This window comes from Pseudarthrobacter sp. MM222, assembly GCF_947090775.1.
GTDB lineage: Bacteria > Actinomycetota > Actinomycetes > Actinomycetales > Micrococcaceae > Arthrobacter.
Map to the genome: position 1 here is coordinate 704,777 of NZ_OX352321.1, position 21,557 is coordinate 726,333.

25 protein-coding genes are annotated in these 21,557 nt (G+C 68.6%); 24 read left to right on the forward strand and 1 reads right to left on the reverse strand.

Features of this window, described 5'->3' with window-relative positions; translation table 11 throughout:
- The first annotated feature begins 130 nt into the window (after nucleotides 1-130).
- The 9 genes from OM977_RS03365 to OM977_RS03405 are packed head-to-tail and all read left to right on the forward strand — an operon-like array spanning nucleotide 131 to nucleotide 6,844.
- Nucleotides 131-472 (forward strand): flagellar basal body rod protein FlgB, encoded by a 342-nt coding sequence (locus OM977_RS03365; protein ID WP_264356132.1) that lies wholly within the window; start codon nucleotides 131-133, stop codon nucleotides 470-472.
- Nucleotides 472-864, forward strand: a complete 393-nt coding sequence (locus OM977_RS03370) for a flagellar basal body rod protein FlgC (protein ID WP_264356133.1) — start codon at nucleotides 472-474, stop codon at nucleotides 862-864. The genes OM977_RS03365 and OM977_RS03370 overlap by 1 nt, the downstream gene beginning before the upstream one ends.
- Complete coding sequence (gene fliE / locus OM977_RS03375; protein WP_264356134.1) at nucleotides 864-1,169, forward strand: flagellar hook-basal body complex protein FliE; 306 nt, start codon at nucleotides 864-866, stop codon at nucleotides 1,167-1,169. The genes OM977_RS03370 and fliE overlap by 1 nt, the downstream gene beginning before the upstream one ends.
- On the forward strand, nucleotides 1,169-2,779 hold the full coding sequence (fliF, locus tag OM977_RS03380; RefSeq protein ID WP_264356135.1) for a flagellar basal-body MS-ring/collar protein FliF: 1,611 nt from the start codon (nucleotides 1,169-1,171) through the stop codon (nucleotides 2,777-2,779). The genes fliE and fliF overlap by 1 nt, the downstream gene beginning before the upstream one ends.
- Nucleotides 2,776-3,792, forward strand: coding sequence for a flagellar motor switch protein FliG (fliG, locus tag OM977_RS03385; RefSeq protein ID WP_264356136.1), 1,017 nt, complete (start codon nucleotides 2,776-2,778; stop codon nucleotides 3,790-3,792). Before fliF ends, fliG begins: the two co-directional genes overlap by 4 nt.
- On the forward strand, nucleotides 3,782-4,420 hold the full coding sequence (locus OM977_RS03390) for a FliH/SctL family protein (protein ID WP_264356137.1): 639 nt from the start codon (nucleotides 3,782-3,784) through the stop codon (nucleotides 4,418-4,420). Before fliG ends, OM977_RS03390 begins: the two co-directional genes overlap by 11 nt.
- The gene (locus tag OM977_RS03395; protein ID WP_264356138.1) at nucleotides 4,417-5,745 is read left to right on the forward strand and encodes a FliI/YscN family ATPase; all 1,329 of its coding nucleotides are present in this window, start codon (nucleotides 4,417-4,419) and stop codon (nucleotides 5,743-5,745) included. Before OM977_RS03390 ends, OM977_RS03395 begins: the two co-directional genes overlap by 4 nt.
- Nucleotides 5,742-6,176: a flagellar FliJ family protein gene (locus tag OM977_RS03400; protein WP_264356139.1), complete on the forward strand. Its 435-nt coding sequence runs from the start codon at nucleotides 5,742-5,744 to the stop codon at nucleotides 6,174-6,176. Before OM977_RS03395 ends, OM977_RS03400 begins: the two co-directional genes overlap by 4 nt.
- Nucleotides 6,173-6,844, forward strand: a complete 672-nt coding sequence (locus OM977_RS03405) for a C40 family peptidase (protein ID WP_264356140.1) — start codon at nucleotides 6,173-6,175, stop codon at nucleotides 6,842-6,844. Before OM977_RS03400 ends, OM977_RS03405 begins: the two co-directional genes overlap by 4 nt.
- 712 nt (nucleotides 6,845-7,556) lie before the next feature.
- On the opposite strand, the gene OM977_RS03410 is transcribed toward OM977_RS03405, so the two are convergent.
- Nucleotides 7,557-7,814 carry a hypothetical protein gene (locus OM977_RS03410; protein WP_264356141.1) on the reverse strand — a complete coding sequence of 86 codons (258 nt, stop codon included), beginning with the start codon at nucleotides 7,812-7,814 and terminating at the stop codon, nucleotides 7,557-7,559.
- Between the two features lie 415 nt (nucleotides 7,815-8,229).
- Here OM977_RS03410 and OM977_RS03415 point away from each other — a divergent pair, with 415 nt between their 5' ends.
- From OM977_RS03415 to OM977_RS03485, 15 genes are all read left to right on the forward strand, one after another.
- On the forward strand, nucleotides 8,230-9,336 hold the full coding sequence (locus OM977_RS03415) for a flagellar hook-length control protein FliK (protein ID WP_264356142.1): 1,107 nt from the start codon (nucleotides 8,230-8,232) through the stop codon (nucleotides 9,334-9,336).
- A gap of 18 nt (nucleotides 9,337-9,354) precedes the next feature.
- Nucleotides 9,355-9,789 (forward strand): flagellar hook assembly protein FlgD, encoded by a 435-nt coding sequence (locus OM977_RS03420; protein ID WP_264356143.1) that lies wholly within the window; start codon nucleotides 9,355-9,357, stop codon nucleotides 9,787-9,789.
- A gap of 31 nt (nucleotides 9,790-9,820) precedes the next feature.
- Nucleotides 9,821-10,987: a flagellar hook protein FlgE gene (locus tag OM977_RS03425; RefSeq protein ID WP_264356144.1), complete on the forward strand. Its 1,167-nt coding sequence runs from the start codon at nucleotides 9,821-9,823 to the stop codon at nucleotides 10,985-10,987.
- A 119-nt stretch (nucleotides 10,988-11,106) separates the two neighbouring features.
- Nucleotides 11,107-11,394: a flagellar FlbD family protein gene (locus tag OM977_RS03430; protein ID WP_264356145.1), complete on the forward strand. Its 288-nt coding sequence runs from the start codon at nucleotides 11,107-11,109 to the stop codon at nucleotides 11,392-11,394.
- Between the two features lie 3 nt (nucleotides 11,395-11,397).
- On the forward strand, nucleotides 11,398-12,213 hold the full coding sequence (locus OM977_RS03435; protein ID WP_264356146.1) for a motility protein A: 816 nt from the start codon (nucleotides 11,398-11,400) through the stop codon (nucleotides 12,211-12,213).
- Entirely contained in the window at nucleotides 12,210-13,058 is an 849-nt protein-coding gene (locus tag OM977_RS03440; protein WP_264356147.1) for an OmpA/MotB family protein, read from the forward strand. The genes OM977_RS03435 and OM977_RS03440 overlap by 4 nt, the downstream gene beginning before the upstream one ends.
- Nucleotides 13,059-13,132: 74 nt before the next feature.
- Nucleotides 13,133-14,029, forward strand: a complete 897-nt coding sequence (locus tag OM977_RS03445) for a flagellar motor switch protein FliM (RefSeq protein ID WP_264356148.1) — start codon at nucleotides 13,133-13,135, stop codon at nucleotides 14,027-14,029.
- Nucleotides 14,026-14,745 carry a flagellar motor switch protein FliN gene (gene fliN, locus OM977_RS03450; RefSeq protein ID WP_264356149.1) on the forward strand — a complete coding sequence of 240 codons (720 nt, stop codon included), beginning with the start codon at nucleotides 14,026-14,028 and terminating at the stop codon, nucleotides 14,743-14,745. Before OM977_RS03445 ends, fliN begins: the two co-directional genes overlap by 4 nt.
- Nucleotides 14,746-15,294: a flagellar biosynthetic protein FliO gene (fliO, locus tag OM977_RS03455; protein ID WP_264356150.1), complete on the forward strand. Its 549-nt coding sequence runs from the start codon at nucleotides 14,746-14,748 to the stop codon at nucleotides 15,292-15,294.
- 80 nt (nucleotides 15,295-15,374) lie between these two features.
- Nucleotides 15,375-16,172 carry a flagellar type III secretion system pore protein FliP gene (gene fliP, locus OM977_RS03460; protein WP_442960714.1) on the forward strand — a complete coding sequence of 266 codons (798 nt, stop codon included), beginning with the start codon at nucleotides 15,375-15,377 and terminating at the stop codon, nucleotides 16,170-16,172.
- Nucleotides 16,169-16,444, forward strand: coding sequence for a flagellar biosynthesis protein FliQ (gene fliQ / locus OM977_RS03465; protein WP_264356151.1), 276 nt, complete (start codon nucleotides 16,169-16,171; stop codon nucleotides 16,442-16,444). The genes fliP and fliQ overlap by 4 nt, the downstream gene beginning before the upstream one ends.
- 1 nt (nucleotide 16,445) lies before the next feature.
- The gene (locus tag OM977_RS03470) at nucleotides 16,446-17,204 is read left to right on the forward strand and encodes a flagellar biosynthetic protein FliR (RefSeq protein WP_264356152.1); all 759 of its coding nucleotides are present in this window, start codon (nucleotides 16,446-16,448) and stop codon (nucleotides 17,202-17,204) included.
- Entirely contained in the window at nucleotides 17,204-18,301 is a 1,098-nt protein-coding gene (locus OM977_RS03475) for an EscU/YscU/HrcU family type III secretion system export apparatus switch protein (RefSeq protein ID WP_264356153.1), read from the forward strand. Before OM977_RS03470 ends, OM977_RS03475 begins: the two co-directional genes overlap by 1 nt.
- 49 nt (nucleotides 18,302-18,350) lie before the next feature.
- A complete protein-coding gene (locus tag OM977_RS03480) occupies nucleotides 18,351-20,399 on the forward strand; it encodes a flagellar biosynthesis protein FlhA (RefSeq protein ID WP_264356154.1) in 2,049 nt (682 codons plus the stop codon).
- On the forward strand, nucleotides 20,377-21,522 hold the full coding sequence (locus tag OM977_RS03485; protein ID WP_264356155.1) for a hypothetical protein: 1,146 nt from the start codon (nucleotides 20,377-20,379) through the stop codon (nucleotides 21,520-21,522). Before OM977_RS03480 ends, OM977_RS03485 begins: the two co-directional genes overlap by 23 nt.
- The last annotated feature ends 35 nt before the right edge of the window (nucleotides 21,523-21,557 follow it).

The following is a 21,557-nucleotide window of genomic DNA, read 5'->3' on the forward strand; positions in this document are numbered from 1 at the left end:
CCGTTCGAAAAACCTCTTTGAATTTTCTGCTAACGCGCGGCTGACCAGTGCCGATAACAACTGCTAGAGCACGGATCGCTCGTTTACCGGCCACGGATCGGCCTCTTCTTTCCATCCCAGGCAGGACTCTGTGCTCGAATCCGTGACTTCCGCGGCCTTGGCTAGCGCCATGGACGGCCTTGCGCTGCGCCAGCGCACCATCGCGAACAACATCGCGAACGTCAATACGCCGAATTACCAGGCGAAACGCGTCAGTTTCGAGGCAGCCCTCGCGGCCTCCGTGAAGTCCGGCGACGGCCACGCCGGAGCAACCACCTCGGCGTCCCTCGAACCGACCGGGTTGAACGGCAATAACGTCAACCTGGACACGGAAACCCTGTCCAACATCGACACCGTGCTGCGCTTCCAGTTCGCGGCCCGCGCCGCCGGCGGAGAATTCAATTCCCTGCGTGCCGCGATGAGGACCAACTGATGACCTTCGACGCAATCGGCATCGCCGGGTCAGCCCTGACCGTCCACCGCAAGTGGCTCGACGCCGTCTCGGACAACCTCGCCAACATGAACAACGCCTCGCCCACCAGCGGCAACGCGTTCCAGGCCCGCTACGTGGAAGCCGCCGAAGGTTCCGACGGCACCGGCGTTTACGTCAAAAGCACCCAGCTCGGCGACGCCGAGGGCCGGATCGTCTACCAGCCGGACCACCCGCTGGCCGACGCTGACGGCAATGTCCGGTACCCGGAGATCGACATGGCCGAGCAGATGGGCGCGCTCATCATCGCCCAGCGCGGCTACCAGGCCAACGCGCAGGTCGTGGACCGCGCCCGCGAGACGTATATGGCTGCCCTTGAGATTGGAAGATCCTGATGCCTGTTTCCCCGATCGCCCCCGTCCAGGGCGTGCTTCCCTCGAATTTCGCCTCCGGCGCCGGTGCAGTTTCCGGCACCGACGGGTCCGGCTTCGCGAGCACCCTCACCGGCGCCGTGGACAACCTCCAGCAACTGCAGTCGACGTCGAAGGAGCTGGCCGTCTCGGCGGTCACCGGCGACCTGAGCGACATCCACAACGCGACCCTGGCCTCCAGCCGCGCCCAGATCACCCTTGAGCTCATGGCAACCGTGCGCAACAAGGGTGTTGACGCCTTCAACGAGATCATGAGGATGCAGGCCTGATGCCTCCGCAGATTACCGGCTTTTTCCAGCGCTTCGGCGCGGGCCTCAAAGGATTCACCGCCGGCCAGCGGACCATCGCCGTCATCGGCGCCGCCCTGCTGGTGGTCGGCATCATCGCTCTTTCGGCGTGGCTGACCAAGCCCGCCCTGACCCCGCTGTTCTCCGGCCTCAAGGACACGGACGCCAACGGCATCGTGGAGCTGTTGCGCAAGGACAACGTGCCGTACGAACTGAGCGACGGCGGTTCCACCATCCTGGTGCCGCAGGAGAAGGTCTACGACGAACGCCTCAAGGCCGCCGCCGCCGGCCTCCCCACCGCGGCCGCCACCGGCTACTCGCTGCTGGACAAGATGGGCGTCACGTCCTCGGAGTTCCAGCAGTCGGTCACCTACAAGCGCGCCCTCGAGGGCGAGCTCGCCAGCACCATCTCGGCCATGGACGGCGTGAACACCGCCGCCGTCCGCCTGGCCATCCCGGAAAAGACCGTCTTCGTGTCCACGGCCCCTGACACCACCGCCTCGGTGTTCGTCGAAACCACGCCCGGCTCCACGCTCTCCGGCGACAAGGTGCAGGCCATCGTGCACCTGACCTCTGCCGCGATCGAAAACCTCAAGCCCACCAACGTATCCGTCGTCGACTCGGCCGGAAACGTGCTCTCCGCCGTCGGTGGCGGGGCCGCCGGATCCTCCGCCAAGCAGGCAACGGACTTCCAGCAGCGGACCTCCGACGCCGTCAAGGCTGTCCTGGACCGCGTGGTCGGGCCCGGAAACTCCACCGTGGCCGTGGCCGCAGACGTGACCGGCGAATCGGCCCAGCAGAAAAGCGAGACGTTCTCCAACGCCGAAGGCGCCCTTCCCCTTAGCGAGTCTTCCAAGACCGAGAAGTACACCGGAAGCGGGGGAGGAGCCGCGGGGGTCCTGGGCCCGGATAACATCGCGGTCCCCGGCGGTTCCGCTGGGGATGGCACGTTCGATTCCTCCACCGCCACCAAAAACAACGCCGTCAACAAGGTCACCGAGGACCGTGTGATTCCGCCGGGCGCCGTCAAGCGCCAGACGATTTCCGTGGCAGTCAACCAGGCCGCCGCCGGCGGACTGAACCTGGCCTCCCTGACCGCACTGGTCACGGCCGCCGCCGGCATCGACGCCGAACGGGGCGACGTGGTTACGGTGGAGGTGGTCCCCTTCAGCACCGCCGCCGCCGACCAGGCAGCAGCCTCCCTCGAGGCCGCCAAGGCCGACGCCGAAGCGCAGAAGCAGGCGGAGTTCTTCGGGACGCTCATCACCGCCGGCAGCATCCTGCTGGGGCTGCTGATCCTCGCGCTGGTCATCACGATCGTGCTTCGTCGCCGCCAGAAGCGCGAACCGGTGGACCTTGGCGAACGGCTGGACCTGGATGTCCTGCCGGTCCGGCCGATTGTCACGGCACTCCCACCTGCACCTGCGACGTCGGCGATTCCGCTCACCGCCCTTCCCCCGCTGCCGGGGCCGCCGCCGGAACAGCTCGAGGCCGAGCGCCGCCGCGTGGAGATCGACAGCATGGTTGCCGCCAACCCGGAGAAGGCAGCCGACTACCTGCGCAGCCTCATGGATGATCGGCAGCCGGTATGAAACTAGCGGACGCCGTCCTCACCGGCACCCAGCGCGCCGCCGTCGTACTCATGCAGATGAGCCCGGACAACGCTGCCAAAGTCATGGCCCAGCTCACCGATTCCGAGGCGGAAGAAATTGCCGCCGAGATCGTCCGGCTCCGGAAGGTCGATCCGGACGTGGCCGAGCAGATCATGAAGGACTTTCACCACGCCGCGCTGTCCAGCCCCCGGCAGGCGCGGGGCGGCCGCGAACTCGCAGAAGGCCTGCTCGAGGCCTCCTTCGGGTCCGAAAAGGCTGCCGGGTTGATCAACCGGCTGACCGTCAACATGGCCGGGAAATCCTTCGAATTCCTCGAAGACCTTGAGCCGGTGCAGGTTCTGGCACTGATCGACGGCGAACTGCCGCAGACTATCGCACTGGTCCTGGCCCACCTCAGCCCCCGCAAAGCTTCCGCCGTGATGTCCGGACTGCCCGGCTCGCTGCGGGCCGACGTCGCCCTCAGCATCGCGACGATGGGTTCCGGCGCACCGGAGGCGATCGGAATCGTCGCGGACACCCTGAAGCTGCGCGGCGGCGCAGCCGTTTCACAGCAGGCCTCCAAAGTGGTGGGCGGTATCCAGCCCCTGCTGGAGATCATCAACCGGACCGATGCCGGCACGGAACGCTCCGTGCTCGACGGCCTGGACCTGCTGGATCCGGAGCTCGCCGTGGAGATCCGCGCCCAGATGGTGACGTTCGACGACGTCGTGAAGCTGGAACGCAAGGACGTCCAGCTGGTGCTCCGTGGCCTGGACGCGTCCGTGCTGGCCGTGGCCATGAAGGGCGCCTCCGAGCCGGTCCTGGAAACCATTACCACCAACGTCTCCGGCCGCAACCTGGAAATCCTCGAATCCGAGATCGCCGCCCTGGGTCCGTTGCGCGCCTCCCAGATCGAAGAAGCCCGCGCAGCCGTGGTCAGGTCCATGCGGGAACTCGACGCGGAAGGTTCCATCACCATCCAGCGCGGGGACGAAGAAGACTATGTTTACTGACGGGGCCGCTGCCGGCACCGCCCCGGCCCGCATTGTCTTTCCCTCGCTTCGTTCGAGCGGGCCGGCCAGCGATCAAGTCGGTTACACCGAGGGCCATGCCGCCGGCTACGCGGCCGGCGTCCGCGCCGCCGCGAAGGAACAGCGCCGCTGGCGGGACCGGATGGCCGCCGAACAGGCCGCCTCCCTCGCCGCCGGCCAGCAGGACCTCGACCGCGCCGTCCGCGCCCTGGCCGTGGCGCGCACCGACTTCGCCCACCGCAATGTCCAGGCCCTGCAGGACGCTGAGGAAGTCCTGGCCCGCACCGCGCTGGAACTCGCCGAAGCCATCCTGGGCTACGAACTCGCCGAAGGCACCCGCACGGCTCGCGCCGCCTTGGACCGTGCCCTTTCCGGGGACGACGCCGCCACCGTGCTGGCGATCCGGCTCAACCCGGCCGACATCGACGTCCTCGCCAAGGAAGGCCTGGACCTGCCCGCCGGCTTGCCGCTGCTCGCGGACCAGTCCCTCAGCCGCGGTGACGCCAAGGTGGAATACCAGCAGGGCTGGCTCGACGCCAGCCTGGGCAGCGCCCTGACCCGTGCCCGTGCCGCCCTGTTGGGCGACGGATTTTCCGGAGGCCAGGCATGATTGCCGAGTGGCGCCCCAAGGGCGCCGATTACGCCGCAGCCCTTCGGGCCGCCGCCCCCCAGCGGGTCGGCGTCGTCACCTCCGTGATGGGGCTGGGCCTTGAAGTTTCCGGACTCGACTGCGCGCTCGGCGACCTGGTGACCGTGGGGCAGAACCCGGGCCTCGATGCCGAAGTGGTCGCGGCCCTCGACGGCGCCGTGCGCTGCATGCCGCTGGGCCGGCTCGCCGGCGTGGCCGCCGGCGACCACGTCCGGGCGAAGGGCGGCACCGTCCTCGTCCCCACCGGTCCGGGCCTTTTCGGTCGGGTTATTGACGGCCTGGGCCGGCCCATCGACGGCAAGGGCCCGCTCAACAGCGGCCCGCGCGTACCGATCGACAACGAAGCCCCGAACGCGATGAAGCGTGCCCGCATCGACACTCCGCTGCAGACCGGCGTCCGCGTGCTGGACACGATGACCACGCTGGGCAAGGGCCAGCGCATGGGCCTCTTCGCCGGGTCCGGCGTCGGAAAGTCCTCCCTGCTCTCGATGATCGCCCGCGGCACCGACGCCGAAGTCTCCGTCATCGCCCTCGTGGGGGAGCGCGGCCGTGAGGTCCGTGAATTCCTCGAGGACGATCTGGGCGCCGCGGGCCTGGCGCGCTCCGTCGTCGTCGTGGCAACGTCGGACGAACCCGCACTGATGCGCATGCGCGCCGCCTTCACCGCGACCCGCATCGCCGAATCCTTCCGCGACAAGGGGCAGGACGTCGTCCTGATGATGGACTCCCTCACCCGGGTGGCCATGGCCCAACGCGAGATCGGCCTGTCCGCCGGCGAGCCGCCCGCAACCCGCGGCTACCCGCCGTCGACCTTTTCGATCCTGGCCCGGCTGCTGGAACGCGCCGGCACCGCGGAAACCGGGTCCGTCACCGGCATCTACACCGTCCTCGTCGACGGCGACGACCACAACGAACCGATCGCAGACGCGGCAAGGTCCATCCTCGACGGGCACGTGGTGCTGGATCGCAAACTCGCGGTCACCGGGCATTTTCCCTCCGTGGATGTCCTCGGGTCCGTCTCCCGTGTCGCCACCAAGGTCAACTCCCGGCCGCACCTCGAGGCCGCCGCGACGCTGCGCCGGGTCCTCGCCGCCCGCAAGGCGGCGCAGGACCTGATCGACGTCGGCGCCTACCAGGCAGGAACCAACCCCCTGGTGGACGCGGCCCTGAACCACGAGCAGGACGTGAGCCGCTTCCTGCAGCAGCCGATGGAGGAATCCACGGCCCACCCCGAGTCATGGCAGCGGCTCGACCACCTCACCACGATCCTGAAGGCCGCAGCATGAACCGCGAATTCTCCCTGGCTGGCCTCCTGCGCCTCCGCCAGATCCAGCAGGACCAGGCCGCCACCGGGCTGGCGCGCGCCCGCTCGCGCTCCAGCTCCGTCCGGGCCCGGGAAGCTGCGGCCCGCCGGGACCTGGGTGCCACCGACGATCCCATCTCCAGTTCCGCCTCGCTGCGCGCCATCGCCGCCGCGCGGTCCTCGTCCCACAGCATGCTCGCGGACCTGCAAAGCCTCGGCCGGATTGCGGAGACCGAGGAAGCCGACGCGCGCAGCGAGTTCATCGCCGCACGCACCCGGTCCGTCGGCCTGGAAAAGCTGCAGGCCCGCCACCACGCGGAGGTCACCACCGAGGACCTCCGGGCCGAACAATCCGCACTGGACGAAATCGCCTCCACCGTGTGGCACCGCGACGAGCAGCAGGTGAAGCAATGAGCATGACCGAAGCGATCGGCAGGATGCAGGGCATCCAGTCCATGATCGCGGAGCTGACACGCCCGGCCACGGAGACCAACGCCGCAGCAGTGAAGTCCGCGGCCGCGTCCTCGCTCGCCACCGCCACCGGCAACGGCGACGCCGCTTCGTTCAGCCAGGCGCTCACGGCAGCGCTGGGTGGAACCGCCGGAACCGACGCCGCATCCCTGGCGAACGGTTTGGGTCTCGACGGCACGACGGCGGTGGGAGCCCTGAGGGGACTCACCGCGCCGGGCGCCGTCGCCGGCGGCGCCGTCACCGGCACGGACGTCGTCGCCACGGCGAAGAAGTACATCGGCGTGCCCTACGTCTGGGGCGGCACCAACCCCGCCACGGGCATGGACTGCTCCGGGTTCACCCAGCGCGTCTTCAAGGACCTGGGCATCGAGATTCCCCGCGTCGTCAGTGACCAGATGCGGCAGGGCACCCCTGTCGCGTCCCTGGCCGAGGCCAAACCCGGCGACCTGCTGGTCAGCTTCGGCGGGGACCACATCTCCATCTACCTCGGCAACGGCAAGGCCATCGACGCGCCCGTGCCCGGGAAGACCATCCAGATCCGGGACGCCTGGGAGCAGCACTCGAACCTGACGTCCATCCGGCGCATCGTCCCGGCGGGGGCCGGAGCATGAACGGCCTGGGGTCAACGGATCTTGCTCCGGCGTTCCTCCCGGCCGCTGCACCGTCTGCCGCGGCAATCACAGGCCGCGGCGGCCAGCAGGAGACCTCCGGATTCGCGGACACGGGCTCCTTCGCGACGGTTCTCAGCGATTTCCTTCAGCCGGCAGGCGGCACGGACCCGGAGACCGGAACACCGGAAGAACAGGACACCCCGGGCGGCGCCCCTCAGACACCCGCCGACGCCGCAGCTGCCGCCGATACCGCGCCCGCACCGGGTCTGGTTGCGCCTGCCCAGCCGGTGACCGCCTTGGCGTTTCCGGTTGTTGCAGATGGTGCCGCCCCGACGATGCCGACCGGCTCCGCAGCCATTCCGGCCGCCCCAACCGTTGAAACCTCGGTCCGGACCCTAGGACCGGACGCCCCTCGTTCCGCGCAGTCTGCCGGTTCCCGTTCCGGTTCCTTGCAGCAGGGGCATTCCTTTGCTGCCGCGGTCCCGACGGCCGGGAAGCCAGGCACCCCCGCCGGGTCGTCGGCCGACCCCGAGGCTCCGGCGCCAGCGGTTCCCGGACTGGCTACCTTCGTGGCGGGCGAACCCGGCCTGCCGGATTCGCGGCTGGCCCAGACCGGCACCGCTCATAACCGCACCCCTCGGCCCGTGGATGCAGCGTCTCCGCTTGCCCAAGCCGCCACGGTTCAGCCCGCCACGGTTCAGCCCGCCACGGTTCAGCCCGCCGGAGTGACGACAGTAGCCGGGGCCGTCCCGACGGTGCTGCCCGCTGGCGCGCAACCGACGTCTGGGTCCACGGCGGTGCCGCCCACTTTCGAGGTGCCGGCAGTGCCGGCCGCGCGCGCCCCGGCCCTGGCAGCCACTGCGTCGACGACCGTGCAGCCCGTAGCTACGCGGCCCATGACGCCTTCTCCGACCACGGGCGAACTCCCGGTGGGGGCGGCCTCGACGGCTGCGACCTTAACTCCGGCCACCGCGCAGCCTGCCCAGGCCGCCGGCCCGGAGATGAGGCCTGCCGTACCTGCGGCAAACGCGGCGCAAGCGGCGCCTGCGGTCCCGGTTCAGACCGGTGGAGGGCGGTCAGCCGTCGTGCAGCCCGCCCCGGTCCAGCCCGCGACGGACGCGGTGGCGCCGACTGCTTTGCAGCTACCTGCCGCTCAGCCGTCGACGGCGGTCCCTTCGGCGCCCCGTGCCGTGCCGCCGGCGTCAGCGACGCCGTCGGCGGTCCCCGCGGCGCCTGCCGCCATTCAGCGCACTCCCGCCGAGCCTTCGACGGCGGTGCCTTCGGCGCCCCGTGCCGTGCCGCAGGCGTCAGCGACGCCGTCGGCGGTCCCCGCGGTGCCTGCCGCCGTTCAACCCACTCCCGCCGGGCCCTCGACGGCAGTCCCCGTGGCACCCTCCGCCGTGCAGCCCACCGCCTTGGCGGAATCCACCGTTCCGGGCAGCTACCCCGCAGCGCCCTCGACGGGTACCCCTTCAGTCGCGGGCGCAGCACGACCGAAGATGCCGACCTCCGCCTTTGGTTCGACTGCCACCCAGCCCCAACCGGCGGCCGCCCCCGAGCTTCCCGGCGTCCCTGGCACCCCCACCCAGCCGCAGCAGGCGGCCGCCGCCACTCAACTGGCGTCCGCCGGCCGGTCAGGCACCGCAACTCCAGCCGCCATGCCGGGGACGCTGCCGGCCATCAGCGCTTCTGCTCCTGTAGCAGCGCCGCTAGCCGCGGCGTCGACCGTGGTATCGGTGGTCCCCGCCGGCGCTGCTCCCCAAGCCGACGCCCCCGTCACCCAGCAGACGCCCACCGCCGTCGACCTTCCGCAGATGCCCGCCGCCGTTGATTCTGGCGGCAGCACACCGCAAGGATCTGCCGCGTCCGCGGTACCGGCCGCAGGCGCGGACGCCCTGACGGCAGTGAGCTCCATCGCCGCGCAGCCGGCGGCGGCACCCGCGCCTTCGGTGCCGGCTGCCCCGGCCGCGCCGCAGCAGGCGGCGCCCGCTGCTGCGTACCCCGCCCCAACCCTGCAGCCGCAGCTGGCCAAGCCGCTCTTCACCTTGGTAGGAGCCCCGCAGGGACAGCACATCATGACCTTGCAGGTGACGCCCGAGGACCTCGGTCCGCTGACGGTCCGGGCCCAGATTGATGCGGCGGGCGTCCGGATCGAGCTGTTTGCTCCGGGAGATGTGGGGCGCGAGGCGATCAGGGGCATCCTGCCCGAGCTTCGGAAGGAACTGGCCGATGCCGGCTTCGGCGCCAGCCTCGACGTTTCCGACCGCAGCGGCCCCGGCGGCTCCAGCCAGGACGGCGCAGGCCGGGACAGCGCAGGCCGGGACGCGGGCCCGGACGGCCGTGGGAGCCGCGGCGGCTCCAGCCCGGGCGGCGGATACGCCCCCGGCGAGCAGCGCAGCGGTCACCGCTGGGATGCGCTGGCGGACGGAGCCGCAATGCGCACCGCCAGAACCCTGAACGGCCCCCAAACCACTCTCGACATTCTTGTCTGACCCTAAGGAAAGCGACTCATGACGATCCAGCCCATCGCCTCCCAGCCCATCGCGGCTGCGGGGGAGACCTCCCCGGCAGCTGCCGTGCGGGCACCCGTGCAGACCATGGACTCGGATGTCTTCATGTCCCTCCTGGTGGCACAGCTCAAGAACCAGAACCCGAGCGCCCCCATGGACACCAACCAGATGATGAGCCAGACCATCCAGCTCTCCATGATGGAAAAGATGTCCGAGCTGACCACCAGCAGCAAGGAAGGGTTCTCCCTCCAGATGCGCTCGGCCGCCGCCCAACTGATTGGCCAATCCGTCGGCTACACGCTCGACGACGGAACCACCGGAACCGGCACTGCCAGCTCGGTGTCCTACGCCGGAACGGTCCCGACCGTGAAAGTCGGCGACCTGTCCATCCCTCTCGACTCCATCACCGGGCTCACTGCTCCGGCCGCTTCCTAAATAGTTTTTCAACCGTAGAAAGGCAGTTCCCATGCTCCGCTCGCTGTACTCCGGAATCTCCGGCCTTCGCGCCCACCAGACCATGCTGGACGTAACCGGCAACAACATCGCCAACGTCAACACCGCCGGCTTCAAGGCGTCCTCCACCCAGTTCCAGGACACCCTCTCGCAGGTGCAGCAGGGCGCCACGGGCCCGCAGGCCGAGACCGGCGGCACCAACCCCGCCCAGGTCGGTCTGGGTGTCCGGGTAGCCGGTGTCAGCACCAACTTCAGCCAGGGCTCCTCGCAGAGCACCGGCCGCGCCACCGACCTGATGATTTCCGGTGACGGGTTCTTCGTCACCAGCAAGGGCGGCAACCAGCTCTTCACCCGCGCCGGCTCATTCAGCCCGGACGCGGCAAACCAGCTGGTCAGCCCCGACGGCGGCATCCTGCAGGGCTGGCCGGCCACCAACGGCGTCATCGATGCCGGCGGTCCCGTCGGCGACATCACCCTGAACCCCAACACCATGGTGGCCAAGGAAACCAACGCCGTCACACTGGACGGGAACCTCCCCAGCGACGCCCCCGATAACACCAAGCTCGATCGCCTCGTCAAGGTCTATGACGCCGCCGGCGCGGAACGCAGCCTCACGGTGACCTTCACCAAGGCCGGAAGCACGTGGAACATGGCAGCGACCGACAATGGAACCACCTCCAACGGTTCGGTGACCTACACGGACGGCCAGCGCACTGCGGGCGGCAACTTCACCGTCAACGGCATCACCATCGACGTTTCCAAGGTCTCCGGCTACGCGACGATGAGCTCCCTGGCGGTCAGCGGCCAGAACGGCGCCGCCGTCGGCAAGCTTGAGTCCTACACTCTGGGCAACGACGGCTCCCTGATCGGATCCTTCAGCAACGGCATCAAGGAGGTCCTGGCCAAGATCGCGCTCGCCAAGTTCACCAACCCGGCGGGTCTCGAAAAGTCCGGCGGATCGTCCTATGTAGCGACCGGCAATTCCGGCGGCGTGCAGCTGGGTGCTGCCGGTGACCCCGGGATGGGGACCCTGACCGGCGGGACCCTGGAGATGTCCAACGTGGACCTGTCTCAGGAGTTCACCAACCTGATTGTGGCGCAGCGCGGCTTCCAGGCCAACGCCCGCATCATCACCACCTCCGATGAGGTGCTCCAGGAACTCGGCAACCTCAAGCGCTAAGCCGCAGGAAGCCCCGGCGCCTAACGAAGGTGCCGGGGCTGCCGACAGTAAGGGAGGAGAACACCCCTTCCCGCCGCTTAGCTGAAACGCTGAGCCGAATAACAGAGCAGAATCGGCCCATGATCGTCGTCACACGCCTTAACGGAACGCGCTTCGCGGTCAATCCGGACCTGATTGAACGGATCCACGAGAGCCCGGACACGCACCTGGTGACGCTCGACGGCGCCGCCTACGTGGTCCTCGAGAGCCTCGCCGAAGTCGTCGAGCTTATCGCTGACTACCGGGCCTACGTCCTCAGCAAGGCGCGGGACTTTCCCGCCGTGACGGGCTACCCGCTGAGCCTGGTCCCGGCGTCGGACCCCGCGGGCGATCCCAGCCGCCCCGCACCTGAAAAACCAAGAAAGTAAGCCATGGATCCCGCAACAGTCATCGGGCTGCTCATCGCCTTTGGCTCCCTCATCGCCATGGTGCTCCTGGAAGGCGGCAGCATCAGCTCACTGCTGCTGCCCGCCCCCATGATCCTGGTCTTCGGGGCCACCCTGGCGATCGGACTGGCCAGCAACACGATTAAGGACGTCATCCAGGCGTTCAAAGCCGTGCCGGGAATGTTCATCGGGAAAACCTCGAAGCCGCAGGACAGCATCGACCAGGTGGTCCGGTTCGCCGAGAAGGCGCGCAGCGAGGGCCTGCTGTCGCTCGAGGAAGAGTCCGTCAGCGTCAAGGACCCCTTCCTGGCCCGTGCGCTGCAGAACATCGCCGACGGAACGGACGCCGAAGACCTCCGGATGCAGATGGAGGACGAAATCGACACGAAGGCGCGCAGCGACCACGCCAACTCCAAATTCTTCGCGAGCCTCGGCGGCTTTGCCCCAACCGTGGGCATCGTCGGAACCGTTGTGTCCCTGACCCACGTCCTGGAAAATCTGTCCAAGCCGGACGAACTGGGGCACATGATCGCCGCCGCCTTCGTTGCCACCCTCTGGGGGCTGCTGTCCGCCAACTTCATCTGGCTTCCCTTCAGCGGACGCCTAGCACGGCTGTCCGAACTCGACATTGAACGCCGCACGCTGCTCATGGAAGGCATGCTCGCCGTGCAGGCCGGCGCCCAGCCGCTGCTGCTTGCCGAGCGGCTCCGTGCCATGGTCCCGGAGCACCAGCTCAGGAGCCCCGGTAAGGGCAGCAAGACGGCAGACAAAGACGCAGAAAAGATGGACCAGGCCGCGTGAGTTCCAGGCGGCGCCCACGCAAAAAGCCGGAAGAGCACCACGTCGACGAACGCTGGATGGCCTCCTACATGGACATGGTCACGGTGCTCATGTGCCTGTTCATCGTCCTGTACGCCATGTCCACGGTGGACGCGAACAAGTTCGAGAAGCTGCGGAACTCCCTCGCTACTGGCTTCGGGACGGAGTCCACTCAGACGGTCGACACGGCCGAGGGTACCGTGGTGCCGGCGGACCTCGCTGACGCCGACCTGGAGGCCTTCGCCGCCGAGCAGGCGGCCGAACCCGCCGCGCAACCCGCTGCCCCCACGACTCCACCCGAGGCGCTGGAAGCAGCCATCAAGGAAGTAGACCGGCTGCGCGCCCTCGAGGCGCAGATGAAGGCTGGGCTGGCTGCCGCTGGACTCACCGAGAACGTGGAGTTCCAGATCGACCAGCGCGGGCTGACCGTCAAACTGATCGGATCGCAAACCTTCTTCGCCCCGGACCGGCCGGAACTGACAGCACGCGCCTCCGAGGTCCTGCAGATCATTTCCCCGATCCTCGGCTCGGCCGCCCTGGAAATCATGGTGGAGGGCCACGCGGCGAACGGCATCACCGCGTACCCGTCCACCTGGGAGCTATCCTCGGCGCGGTCCGTCAACGTCCTGCGGTACATGGTGGACCGCGGCGGAATCGCCCCCGGAACCATTGGCGCCGTCGCCTTCGGGTCCGCCCGGCAGGTCAATGACGATTCCACCCCGGAGTTGATGGAACGCAACCGCCGGGTGGACATTGTGATCATCTCCGACCAGCCCGACGTCGTCCGTGCCCTGATTCCCGAGGTCCTGAAGCTCAACCAGAAATAGCGGTCCACTGCCCCCGGCGGTTTGCCTGAGGCGGACTGCTTACGGCGGCGGATCCCCGGCCGATAGTGGCAACCGTGAGTGTTCTGGATGAGCGGGAAGTGGTACGGGAGCGGACCGTTAGCGTCTATGACTTCCGGCGTCCCGCGACGCTCGCCCGAGAACACAGCAGGGTCCTGGAACTGGCCTTTGAAACCTTCGCGCGCCAATGGGGCACCCAACTGACCGCCAAAGTCCGGGTCAAATCCGTGGTCCGGCTCGAAGACGTGCGCATGGTCAGCTACGACGAGTACGCCGCGTCCCTGCCCGCCGTCACGGCCATGGTGCTGTGCGCCGTCGAGGCCCACGATTCCAAACTTGTGGTGCAGTTCCCCGCCCCCGCGGCGCTCGGCTGGGTGAACCGCATGCTCGGAGCCTCGAATGACGCGCCGATGCCGGACCGCAAGTTCACCCAGATCGAACAGGCCCTGATCAAGGGGCTCATGGACGAGGCCCTCGAAGACCTCGGCTACTCCCTCGGACCGCTGCTGAGCGAGACCGTCCGGGTCGATACCATCCAGTACAACTCCCAGTTCGCCCAGGCCGCCGCGCCGAGCGAACTGATGATCGTGGCCGCGTTCAGCATGAACGTCGGCAACATCAGCGCCCCGGCCACCCTGGCTGTCCCGGCCAGCATCCTGCTGGGGCGGCTCAAGAAGGTCAACCCCACGGACAACCGCGGGGACGCCTCGGCGCGGGTCAGCGCCCAGCTGGAGCGCGTGCCGGTCGAACTCTCGGTCCGGCTCTCGACGTCGTTCGTCACCCCCAGCCAGGTCCTCGGACTCGCCGTGGGGGACGTCCTGACCTTGCCGCACCTGGAAAACCGGCCGTTTGACGTCACCCTGGACGGTACCAGGCTGGCCACCGCAGCCCCGGCCCGCAACGGATCCCGGGCAGCTGCCGTCATTGTCACAATCGAGGAGAACCACCGATGAGCATCACCCTGACCCAGCACGAACTGTCGGCGGAGCGGCTTGTCGAGGAGCTGCCCAGCCCAGTGGCCCTCAAGGTGGTCGCCCTGGTGCCTTCCCGGGCTGCGGCTACGTACGCCCGCCAAGCAGTCACCGCAACCTTCGTCGGTTCGGTCACCGCGGATCTCGCCCTGATGCTGAGCGACCGCACCTTCCTCGACGAGGCGGCCGGGGCGGGATCCCAGCTCGGGCACGTCGCCGTGACCGATGTGCTGCGCCCCGCAATGGAAAGCGCCAGCTCCGTCTTCGGTGCCGGGGTCCTGAGCGACCTGCGGGAATCCGACGCCTCCGGACTGCTCTCCGACCCGGACACCGCCGTCTTCGAACTTTCCGACGGCGCCAACGCCGCGGCCTGGTTCGCCGTCCGCCTCCGTGAGCACAGCGCCGGTCCCGACCGCGGCGAGCTGTTCGCCGGCGGGGACGTCGCGGCCGGGCGCCTGGGCCGGATCAACAACATCGAGATGGCCCTGACCGTGGAGATCGGACGCACCCGGATGTCGGTCCGCGACGTGCTCTCCCTGGAACCGGGCAAGGTCATCGAACTGGACCGGTCCGCGGGCGCCCCCGCGGACGTCCTGCTCAACGGGCGGCTGATTGCGCACGGCGAAGTCGTCGTCCTGGACCAGGACTACGCCGTCCGGATCACCCGGATCCTCGACGTCGCCGAGGGGCTCAGCTGAATGGACACACTGATCCTCGGGCTGCGGGTACTCGTGGCCCTGGGCGCGGTGCTGGGCCTCATGTGGTTTCTGCAACGACGGCTCGGCCAGGGCACCGGCCGCCGGCGGGCTGACCGCGCGCTGACCATCGTCAGCCGCCAGAGCGTCGGCCAAAAGGCCTCCGTCGTCGTGGTCGACGCCGCGGGCCAACGATTCCTCCTCGGCGTCACCGAGCACGCCGTCAATGTCCTGCACACCGGCGATATTCCGGCGGAAGCCGAAGAGCCGGCCGCCGCCGTGACCCCGCGCGGATCCGGGGACTTCGCCCGGATCCTCTCGGGCTTCGGGCCCCTCTCCAGTGCCGACGGCGACGAGGCACCGGTCCGTTCCGGCGAAGCCGAGGACGCCGTCCCGCTGTCCCGCCGCAGCACCCTCCACCGGGACACCCATGGCCGCGGCCACGCCAGCCGTACTGGCGCCCCGGGACACCCCCCGATTCACGGGTCGATACTTGCCGGCTCCACGTGGAAGCAGGCCGCCGCCGCTCTCAGGAGCGGACGCCGCAATTGATCCGTCCGCCCGCCGCCCGTCCTCTTTCCGCATGCCCGGCAGCTGCAGCCCCTGACCGCTTCCCGCCGGCCAGGGCATTCGTGTTGGGGCTCGCCGCCGTCCTCCTCGCCGTCCTGCTGCTGTGGCTGAACGCCTCCGCCGGCCACGCCGCCCCCATCCTTCCCGCGCCGCCGGTGGCCCCGACGGACCCGGCGAACCCCGACGACGGCAGCGTCAACATCGAAATCAACGGCATGGACGGCAAACCGTCCACGGCCGTGCTGACGCTGATCGGGATCACGATTCTCTCCGTCGCGCCGGCGCTGCTGCTGATGATGACGTCGTTCACCAAGATTTTCGTGGTGCTGGCCATGACCCGCAATGCGCTCTCACTGCCGTCCATCCCGCCCAACCAGGTGCTTGCCGGCCTGTCCCTGTTCCTCTCGATCTTCGTGATGTGGCCCGTCATCAACGAGATGAACAACCTCGGGATCCAGCCCTACCTCAACGGCACCCTGGACTTCAACGGTGCCGTCGGCGCCGCCTCCGGACCCCTCCAGCAGTTCATGCTGGCCCACACGCGGGAGGAGGATATCGCCCTCATGTCCCGGGCCGCGGGAGCCGAGAACCCGGCCACGCCGGAGGCCGTGCCGCTGCAGACCCTCATCCCCGCCTTCATGATTTCCGAGCTGCGTGCCGCCTTCATCATCGGCTTCGTCATCTTCATCCCGTTCCTCGTGATCGACCTCGTGGTCTCCGCGGCGCTGATGTCGATGGGCATGATGATGCTCCCGCCGGTAATGATCTCGCTGCCATTCAAGATCCTGCTGTTCATCCTCGTGGACGGCTGGGGACTGATCATCACCTCGCTGATCCAAAGTTATTCGGGCACCGGATGAACGCCAACGCCGTCCTGGACATCTGCCTCCAGGCGATGATCGTGGCCGCCAAACTGTCCGCCCCCGTGCTGGTCACGGCGCTGGTGGTCGGCCTGGCCATCTCGCTGCTGCAGTCCATCACGCAGCTGCAGGAAGCCACACTGTCCTTCGTGCCGAAGGCCGCCGCCGTCGCTGTGGCCCTCGTGATCTGCGGGCACTGGATGATCTCCGAGATGGTCGCCTTCACCAATGACCTCTTCGCCAAGATCCCGTCCCTGCTCGGAGGCCTGTGAGGTGGGCATCCCGATCGACCCGACGTGGCTGGAAGTGCTCCTGCTGGCCACCGTCCGGATGACGGCATTCCTGATCGTGGCACCTCCCTTCGCCCACCAGGCGTTCCCGGCCCGGATCAAGGCGATGCTCGGGCTCGGTCTGGGCCTCGCCGTGTCGCAGCGCGTCGCGGGAGGCTACGCACCGCGGGACACCGCCGGCTTCCTGACCGGCGTGGTGCTGGAGCTCATCACCGGCCTGGCCCTGGGCTTCCTCGTTATGGTCATCTTCGCCGCCATCCAGTCCGCCGGCAGCCTGATCGACCTCTTCAGCGGATTCCAGATGGCCCAGGCCTTCGACCCCCAGATGATGGTCAACGGCGCACAGTTCACCCGGCTCCTGCAGATGGCGGCCCTGGCACTGCTGTTCGCCTCCGACGGCTACCAACTCGTCATCACCGGCCTGACCGGCAGCTTCGCCGCCCTGCCCCTCGCCGGCGGAATCGACCTCGGCCAGCCGGTGGAGGCGATGACGACGGCGGTCACCGGCATGTTCCTTGCCGCCGTCCAGATCGCCGGACCGCTGATCGTGGTGCTGTTCCTCGCCGACGTCGGGCTCGGCCTGCTGACCCGCGTGGCGCCGGCACTTAATGCGTTCTCCCTTGGTTTCCCGCTGAAAATCCTCCTGACGCTGGCGCTGGCCGGCTTCATGTTCCTGGCCCTGCCGAGGATCGTCTCCAGCCTCGCCGGACAGGCCGCGAAGACAGTGCTGGGGGTGGGCTGATGGCGGATTCCCAGGAAAAAACCGAGGAAGCCACCGACAAACGGATGAAAGAGGTCCGCTCCAAGGGCCAGCTTTCCAGGTCCCAGGACCTCACCGCATGGGTGGGCGTGGGCGCGGCCGCGATCATGATCCCGTCAACGGTGGACCGTGCCTCCAGCGCCGCCACGGATCAGCTCTTCAGCGTCCGGGGCATCATCGCCGAACCGGATCCGGGCAAGGCCATCAAGGCCCTGGAGGACGGTCTCGCCGCCATCGCCGGGATCGTCGGGCCGATGCTGATCGTCGTGTTCATCGTGGTCCTGGCTGGTTCCGCGGTGCAGGGCGGCGTGCACTTCAAGAAGTTCAAATTCGACTTCGAACACTTCAACCTGCTGAGCGGGCTGAAGCGGAGCTTCGGCGCCCAGGCGGTCTGGGGCGGGGTGAAGGCGTTGCTGAAGGCCACCGTGGTGGGGCTCGTGTTGTACAGCGTCGTGCAGGGACTCATCCCCGTCCTGCTGACGGCCGGCGGATTGCCTGTGTCGGGCGTGGTGCAGGCGGCGGCCGGCGGGGTGGCCGCACTGGTCCAGTTCGCCGTGGCCGCAGGAATCGTGCTGGCGGCCGCGGACTTCTTCGTGGTCATGCGGCGCAACCGCAAGAAAACCCGGATGTCCAAGAAGGAAGTCCAGGACGAGAACAAGAGCAGCGAAGGCGATCCGCTGATCCGGTCCCAACGCCGGGCACGGCAGATGGCGATGAGCCGGAACCGCATGATTTCCGCGATCGGGGACGCCGACGTCGTGCTGGTCAACCCCACGCACGTGGCGGTGGCCCTCAAGTACGAACCGGGGAAGTCCGCGCCGCGCGTGGTGGCCAAAGGCTCAGGCCACGTAGCGGCCAGGATCAGGGCAGAGGCAGAGGCGAAAAACGTGCCCATAGTCCAGGACATCCCGTTGGCGCGGGCACTCCACGAGGCCTGCGAACTCGGCCACGAGATTCCGGTGGACTTTTACCGCTCCGTGGCCGGGGTCCTCGCCTTCGTCATGGCACTCAAGGCCCGCGGCGCCGCCTCGGGAATGCACCGGATGAGCACGCCGGCCGCCGTCGGGAGCCCGGTATGAAGCGCGGGCTGAACACTTTTGAAACCAGCGTCTGTGAAAGGACCGCACCATGAACAACAGGCTCGCCAGACTGAGTGTGCCCGTCGGCATTGTGGGCATTGTGATGCTGCTGGTTGTTCCGTTGCCCGCGCTGCTGCTGGACTTCCTCATTGTCTGCAACATCCTGCTGGCGCTCCTGGTCCTGCTGACCAGCATGTTCGTGAAGAAGCCGCTGGACTTCTCGGTATTCCCCTCGTTGCTCCTGGTCGCCACCCTGTTCCGGCTGGGCCTCAACGTGGCCTCCACCCGGCTGGTGCTGGGGGAGGGGTACGCCGGCCAGGTGATCGAGGCCTTTGGCCATGTCACCGTGGGCGGATCCTTGATCATCGGCGCGGTGGTGTTCCTGATCCTCGTGGTCATCCAGTTCGTGGTGGTCACCAAGGGCGCCGAGCGCGTCGCGGAAGTCGGCGCCCGCTTCACCCTCGACGCCATGCCCGGCAAGCAGATGGCGATCGACGCCGACCTCAACGCCGGGCTCATCACGGACACGCAGGCCCGGGAGCGGCGCGCCGAGGTCTCGGCGGAGGCCGACTTCTATGGCGCCATGGACGGTGCATCCAAATTCGTCAAGGGCGACGCGATCGCCGGTCTCATCATCATCATCATCAACTTCGTCGGCGGCATCGCGATCGGCATGCTGCAGCGCGGCATGGAAATCGGTGACGCCCTGAGCACCTACGGCATCCTCACGATGGGGGACGGGCTGGTCACGCAGATCCCGGCACTGCTGATGGCCGTATCCACCGGCATGATCGTGACCCGGTCGAACGCCGAATCGGACATGGGCAGCACGGCGTCCACCCAGCTGATGCAGTCGCCCAACGCGCTGATGATTGCCGGCGTCGCCGCGATCGCCATGGCGCTGATCCCGGGCATGCCGCCCCTGCCGTTCATCCTGGTAGGTGGCGGACTGATCTTCGCGTCCCGCCGGATCGCCGCCAAGCAACGGCAGGACGAGAAGTCCGCGGAGGCCGAGGCGACGGCGCTGAGTTTTCCGGAGATGGACCCGAACGAAAAACTGCTCGAGGACATGCGCATCCATCCGGTGGAAATCCTGCTCGCGCCGGATCTCGTGGACATGGTCTCCGGCGCCTCGGACGACCTGCTGGCCCGCGTCCGGTCCCTGCGGCACAAGATCGCCATGGAGTTGGGCCTTGTCATCCCGCCTGTCCGCACCCGGGACAGCGTGGACTTGCCGCTGGCCAGCTATGCGATCCGGATCGCAGGGGTGGAGGCTGGCCGCGGCACTGCCCCGTCCGGGCAGATGCTGGCCCTGGGCGACAACCTCGATTCGCTCCCCGGCGTCGCGATGATCGAGCCGGTGTTCGGCCTGGCCGGCAAATGGATCCCGGCGGAAATGCGCCACAACGCGGAGATGACCGGTGCCACCGTGATCGACCGTGTCTCTGTCCTGGTGACGCATCTGTCCTCGATCGTCACGGCCAACGCCGCCCGGCTGTTGTCTCGTGAGGACGTCCGGGTGCTGACCGAGGGCGTGCGCAAGCAGAGCCCCTCCGCCGTCGACGAGCTCACCCCGTCGTTGCTTTCCCTGGCCGAGCTGCAGCGTGTGCTGCAGGGCCTGCTGGATGAACAGGTGCCGATCAACGATCTGGCCCGGATTTATGAAGCGCTCACCCTCCGCGCCAAGGTCTCCACTGATCCCGAATCGCTGGTGGAATCAGCCCGCCAGGCATTGGGTCCCGCGCTGACGGCCAAATTCATGGACGGCCCCGTGCTCAATGTGATCATGATCGACCCGCTCCTGGAGCAGTCCATGCTCGAGGACATGCGGCCGGCCGAGGGCGGCAGCCAGATCGTCATGGGCCAGGACCGGCTCGACGCCGTGCTCCGCTCCGTTGCATCCGCCGTCGATTCCGCTGCGGCCGCCAACCGCCAGGCCGTGCTGGTCTGCGCGCCGGCACTCCGGCCGGCGATCCGCCGCCTCGTGGGGAGCCAGCCGGGCTCCGTGCCGGTGCTGTCCTACCGCGAAGTTACTTCAGCCAACGTCCGGATCGAAACCGTAGGAGTCGTGCGCCATGCCGAACCGCTATCGGCTTAAGGGGGCCTCGCTCGAGGAGATCCGCCGCAAGGCGGAACAGCAGCACGGCCCCGCGGCCCGCATCGTCTCGGCGGAGCGCGTCATCAGCCCCGGAATCGCGGGCCTCTTCGCCGGCGACCGCTACGAGGCGATCGTCGAAGTGCTCCCCAGCCATGAGGTGGTCACGGGCGAAGTCGTGCCCGACCCGGACGTCCTCGCCGGGTCGGACCCTCGCACAGACGCGGCGGCGGATGTTGAGCCGCCCGCGGCCGGGAGCGGCTCGGGTACCGGCATGCCGGAGCCAGCGGCTTCCCGCCCTGCCTCCGCCGCTTCCCGCAACGTCCCGCCCGCGGCGGCGTCCCGCCCCGGCCAGGCTCCGGTCCCGGCTGACGCCCCCTCCCACCAGTTGCAGGGGGCCGCCATCGCGGCGCTGCTCGAAGAGGCCGACGCGGCCGAACTCAACCTGCACCGCCCCGGCAGCGCCGGCGTGTCGACGGAGTCGCCGGACTTTGCGCAACTGCTGGAACAGCTCGGCGCCGGGCTGCGGGCCGCCCCCGTCACCGGCCGCGAGGACGTCCCGGTCGCGCCGGTCGCGCCGATTCCGGCGTCTCCGGTGCCTGATGGACGCGGGCCCGCACCTGCTCCGCCCCGCGAAACCGTTCCGGTCCTGTTGTCCGGGGTCGGTGATCTGGTGGTTCTCATCGGCCTCGGGGACGACGCGCTCGACGCGGCCCTGGCGATGTCCATGGCGGCCGGCGGCGCAGACGTGCGCACGGCGGGGAAGTTGACGGCCTACGGTCATCTGCACGTGGACGGTCGTCAAAGCGCGACGGCGGCCCGGGCCCACGCAGTGCTGACGGACCAGACGGTGCTCGTCGCCTTCGGGCTGGGGAAAGCCCGCGACACGGTCGCGCGGCTGCAGTCTGTCGCCGCGATCTCCGCCGACCAGCTCTGGGTGGTGGTGGACGCCGGACGCAAGCAGGAGGACACTGCGCGCTGGGTCAAGGTGCTCGCCTCGCAGCTCAACGTCACTGCCGTCGCCGTCGTCGGAGCGGAAGAAACCGCCACGCCGGAAACCGTCCGGGGGCTGGGGCTGCCGGTCGGTTGGGTCGACTCCGACGACGCGGCGGCCAGTGGGATATAGCTTGCGCGGATCTCGGCCGATCCCCGGGCGTGGAT

What these genes read in the sequence shown, in the direction of transcription:
- OM977_RS03485 (WP_264356155.1), top strand. Translation starts at nt 20,377, where the DNA reads ATGCCGAACCGCTATCGGCTTAAGGGGGCCTCGCTCGAGGAGATCCGC.
- OM977_RS03425 (WP_264356144.1), top strand. Translation starts at nt 9,821, where the DNA reads ATGCTCCGCTCGCTGTACTCCGGAATCTCCGGCCTTCGCGCCCACCAG.
- fliG (WP_264356136.1), top strand. Translation starts at nt 2,776, where the DNA reads ATGAAACTAGCGGACGCCGTCCTCACCGGCACCCAGCGCGCCGCCGTC.
- OM977_RS03420 (WP_264356143.1), top strand. Translation starts at nt 9,355, where the DNA reads ATGACGATCCAGCCCATCGCCTCCCAGCCCATCGCGGCTGCGGGGGAG.
- fliE (WP_264356134.1), top strand. Translation starts at nt 864, where the DNA reads ATGCCTGTTTCCCCGATCGCCCCCGTCCAGGGCGTGCTTCCCTCGAAT.
- OM977_RS03405 (WP_264356140.1), top strand. Translation starts at nt 6,173, where the DNA reads ATGAGCATGACCGAAGCGATCGGCAGGATGCAGGGCATCCAGTCCATG.
- fliO (WP_264356150.1), top strand. Translation starts at nt 14,746, where the DNA reads ATGGACACACTGATCCTCGGGCTGCGGGTACTCGTGGCCCTGGGCGCG.
- OM977_RS03430 (WP_264356145.1), top strand. Translation starts at nt 11,107, where the DNA reads ATGATCGTCGTCACACGCCTTAACGGAACGCGCTTCGCGGTCAATCCG.
- OM977_RS03480 (WP_264356154.1), top strand. Translation starts at nt 18,351, where the DNA reads ATGAACAACAGGCTCGCCAGACTGAGTGTGCCCGTCGGCATTGTGGGC.
- fliN (WP_264356149.1), top strand. Translation starts at nt 14,026, where the DNA reads ATGAGCATCACCCTGACCCAGCACGAACTGTCGGCGGAGCGGCTTGTC.
- fliF (WP_264356135.1), top strand. Translation starts at nt 1,169, where the DNA reads ATGCCTCCGCAGATTACCGGCTTTTTCCAGCGCTTCGGCGCGGGCCTC.
- OM977_RS03390 (WP_264356137.1), top strand. Translation starts at nt 3,782, where the DNA reads ATGTTTACTGACGGGGCCGCTGCCGGCACCGCCCCGGCCCGCATTGTC.
- OM977_RS03395 (WP_264356138.1), top strand. Translation starts at nt 4,417, where the DNA reads ATGATTGCCGAGTGGCGCCCCAAGGGCGCCGATTACGCCGCAGCCCTT.
- OM977_RS03475 (WP_264356153.1), top strand. Translation starts at nt 17,204, where the DNA reads ATGGCGGATTCCCAGGAAAAAACCGAGGAAGCCACCGACAAACGGATG.
- fliQ (WP_264356151.1), top strand. Translation starts at nt 16,169, where the DNA reads ATGAACGCCAACGCCGTCCTGGACATCTGCCTCCAGGCGATGATCGTG.
- OM977_RS03400 (WP_264356139.1), top strand. Translation starts at nt 5,742, where the DNA reads ATGAACCGCGAATTCTCCCTGGCTGGCCTCCTGCGCCTCCGCCAGATC.
- OM977_RS03435 (WP_264356146.1), top strand. Translation starts at nt 11,398, where the DNA reads ATGGATCCCGCAACAGTCATCGGGCTGCTCATCGCCTTTGGCTCCCTC.
- OM977_RS03370 (WP_264356133.1), top strand. Translation starts at nt 472, where the DNA reads ATGACCTTCGACGCAATCGGCATCGCCGGGTCAGCCCTGACCGTCCAC.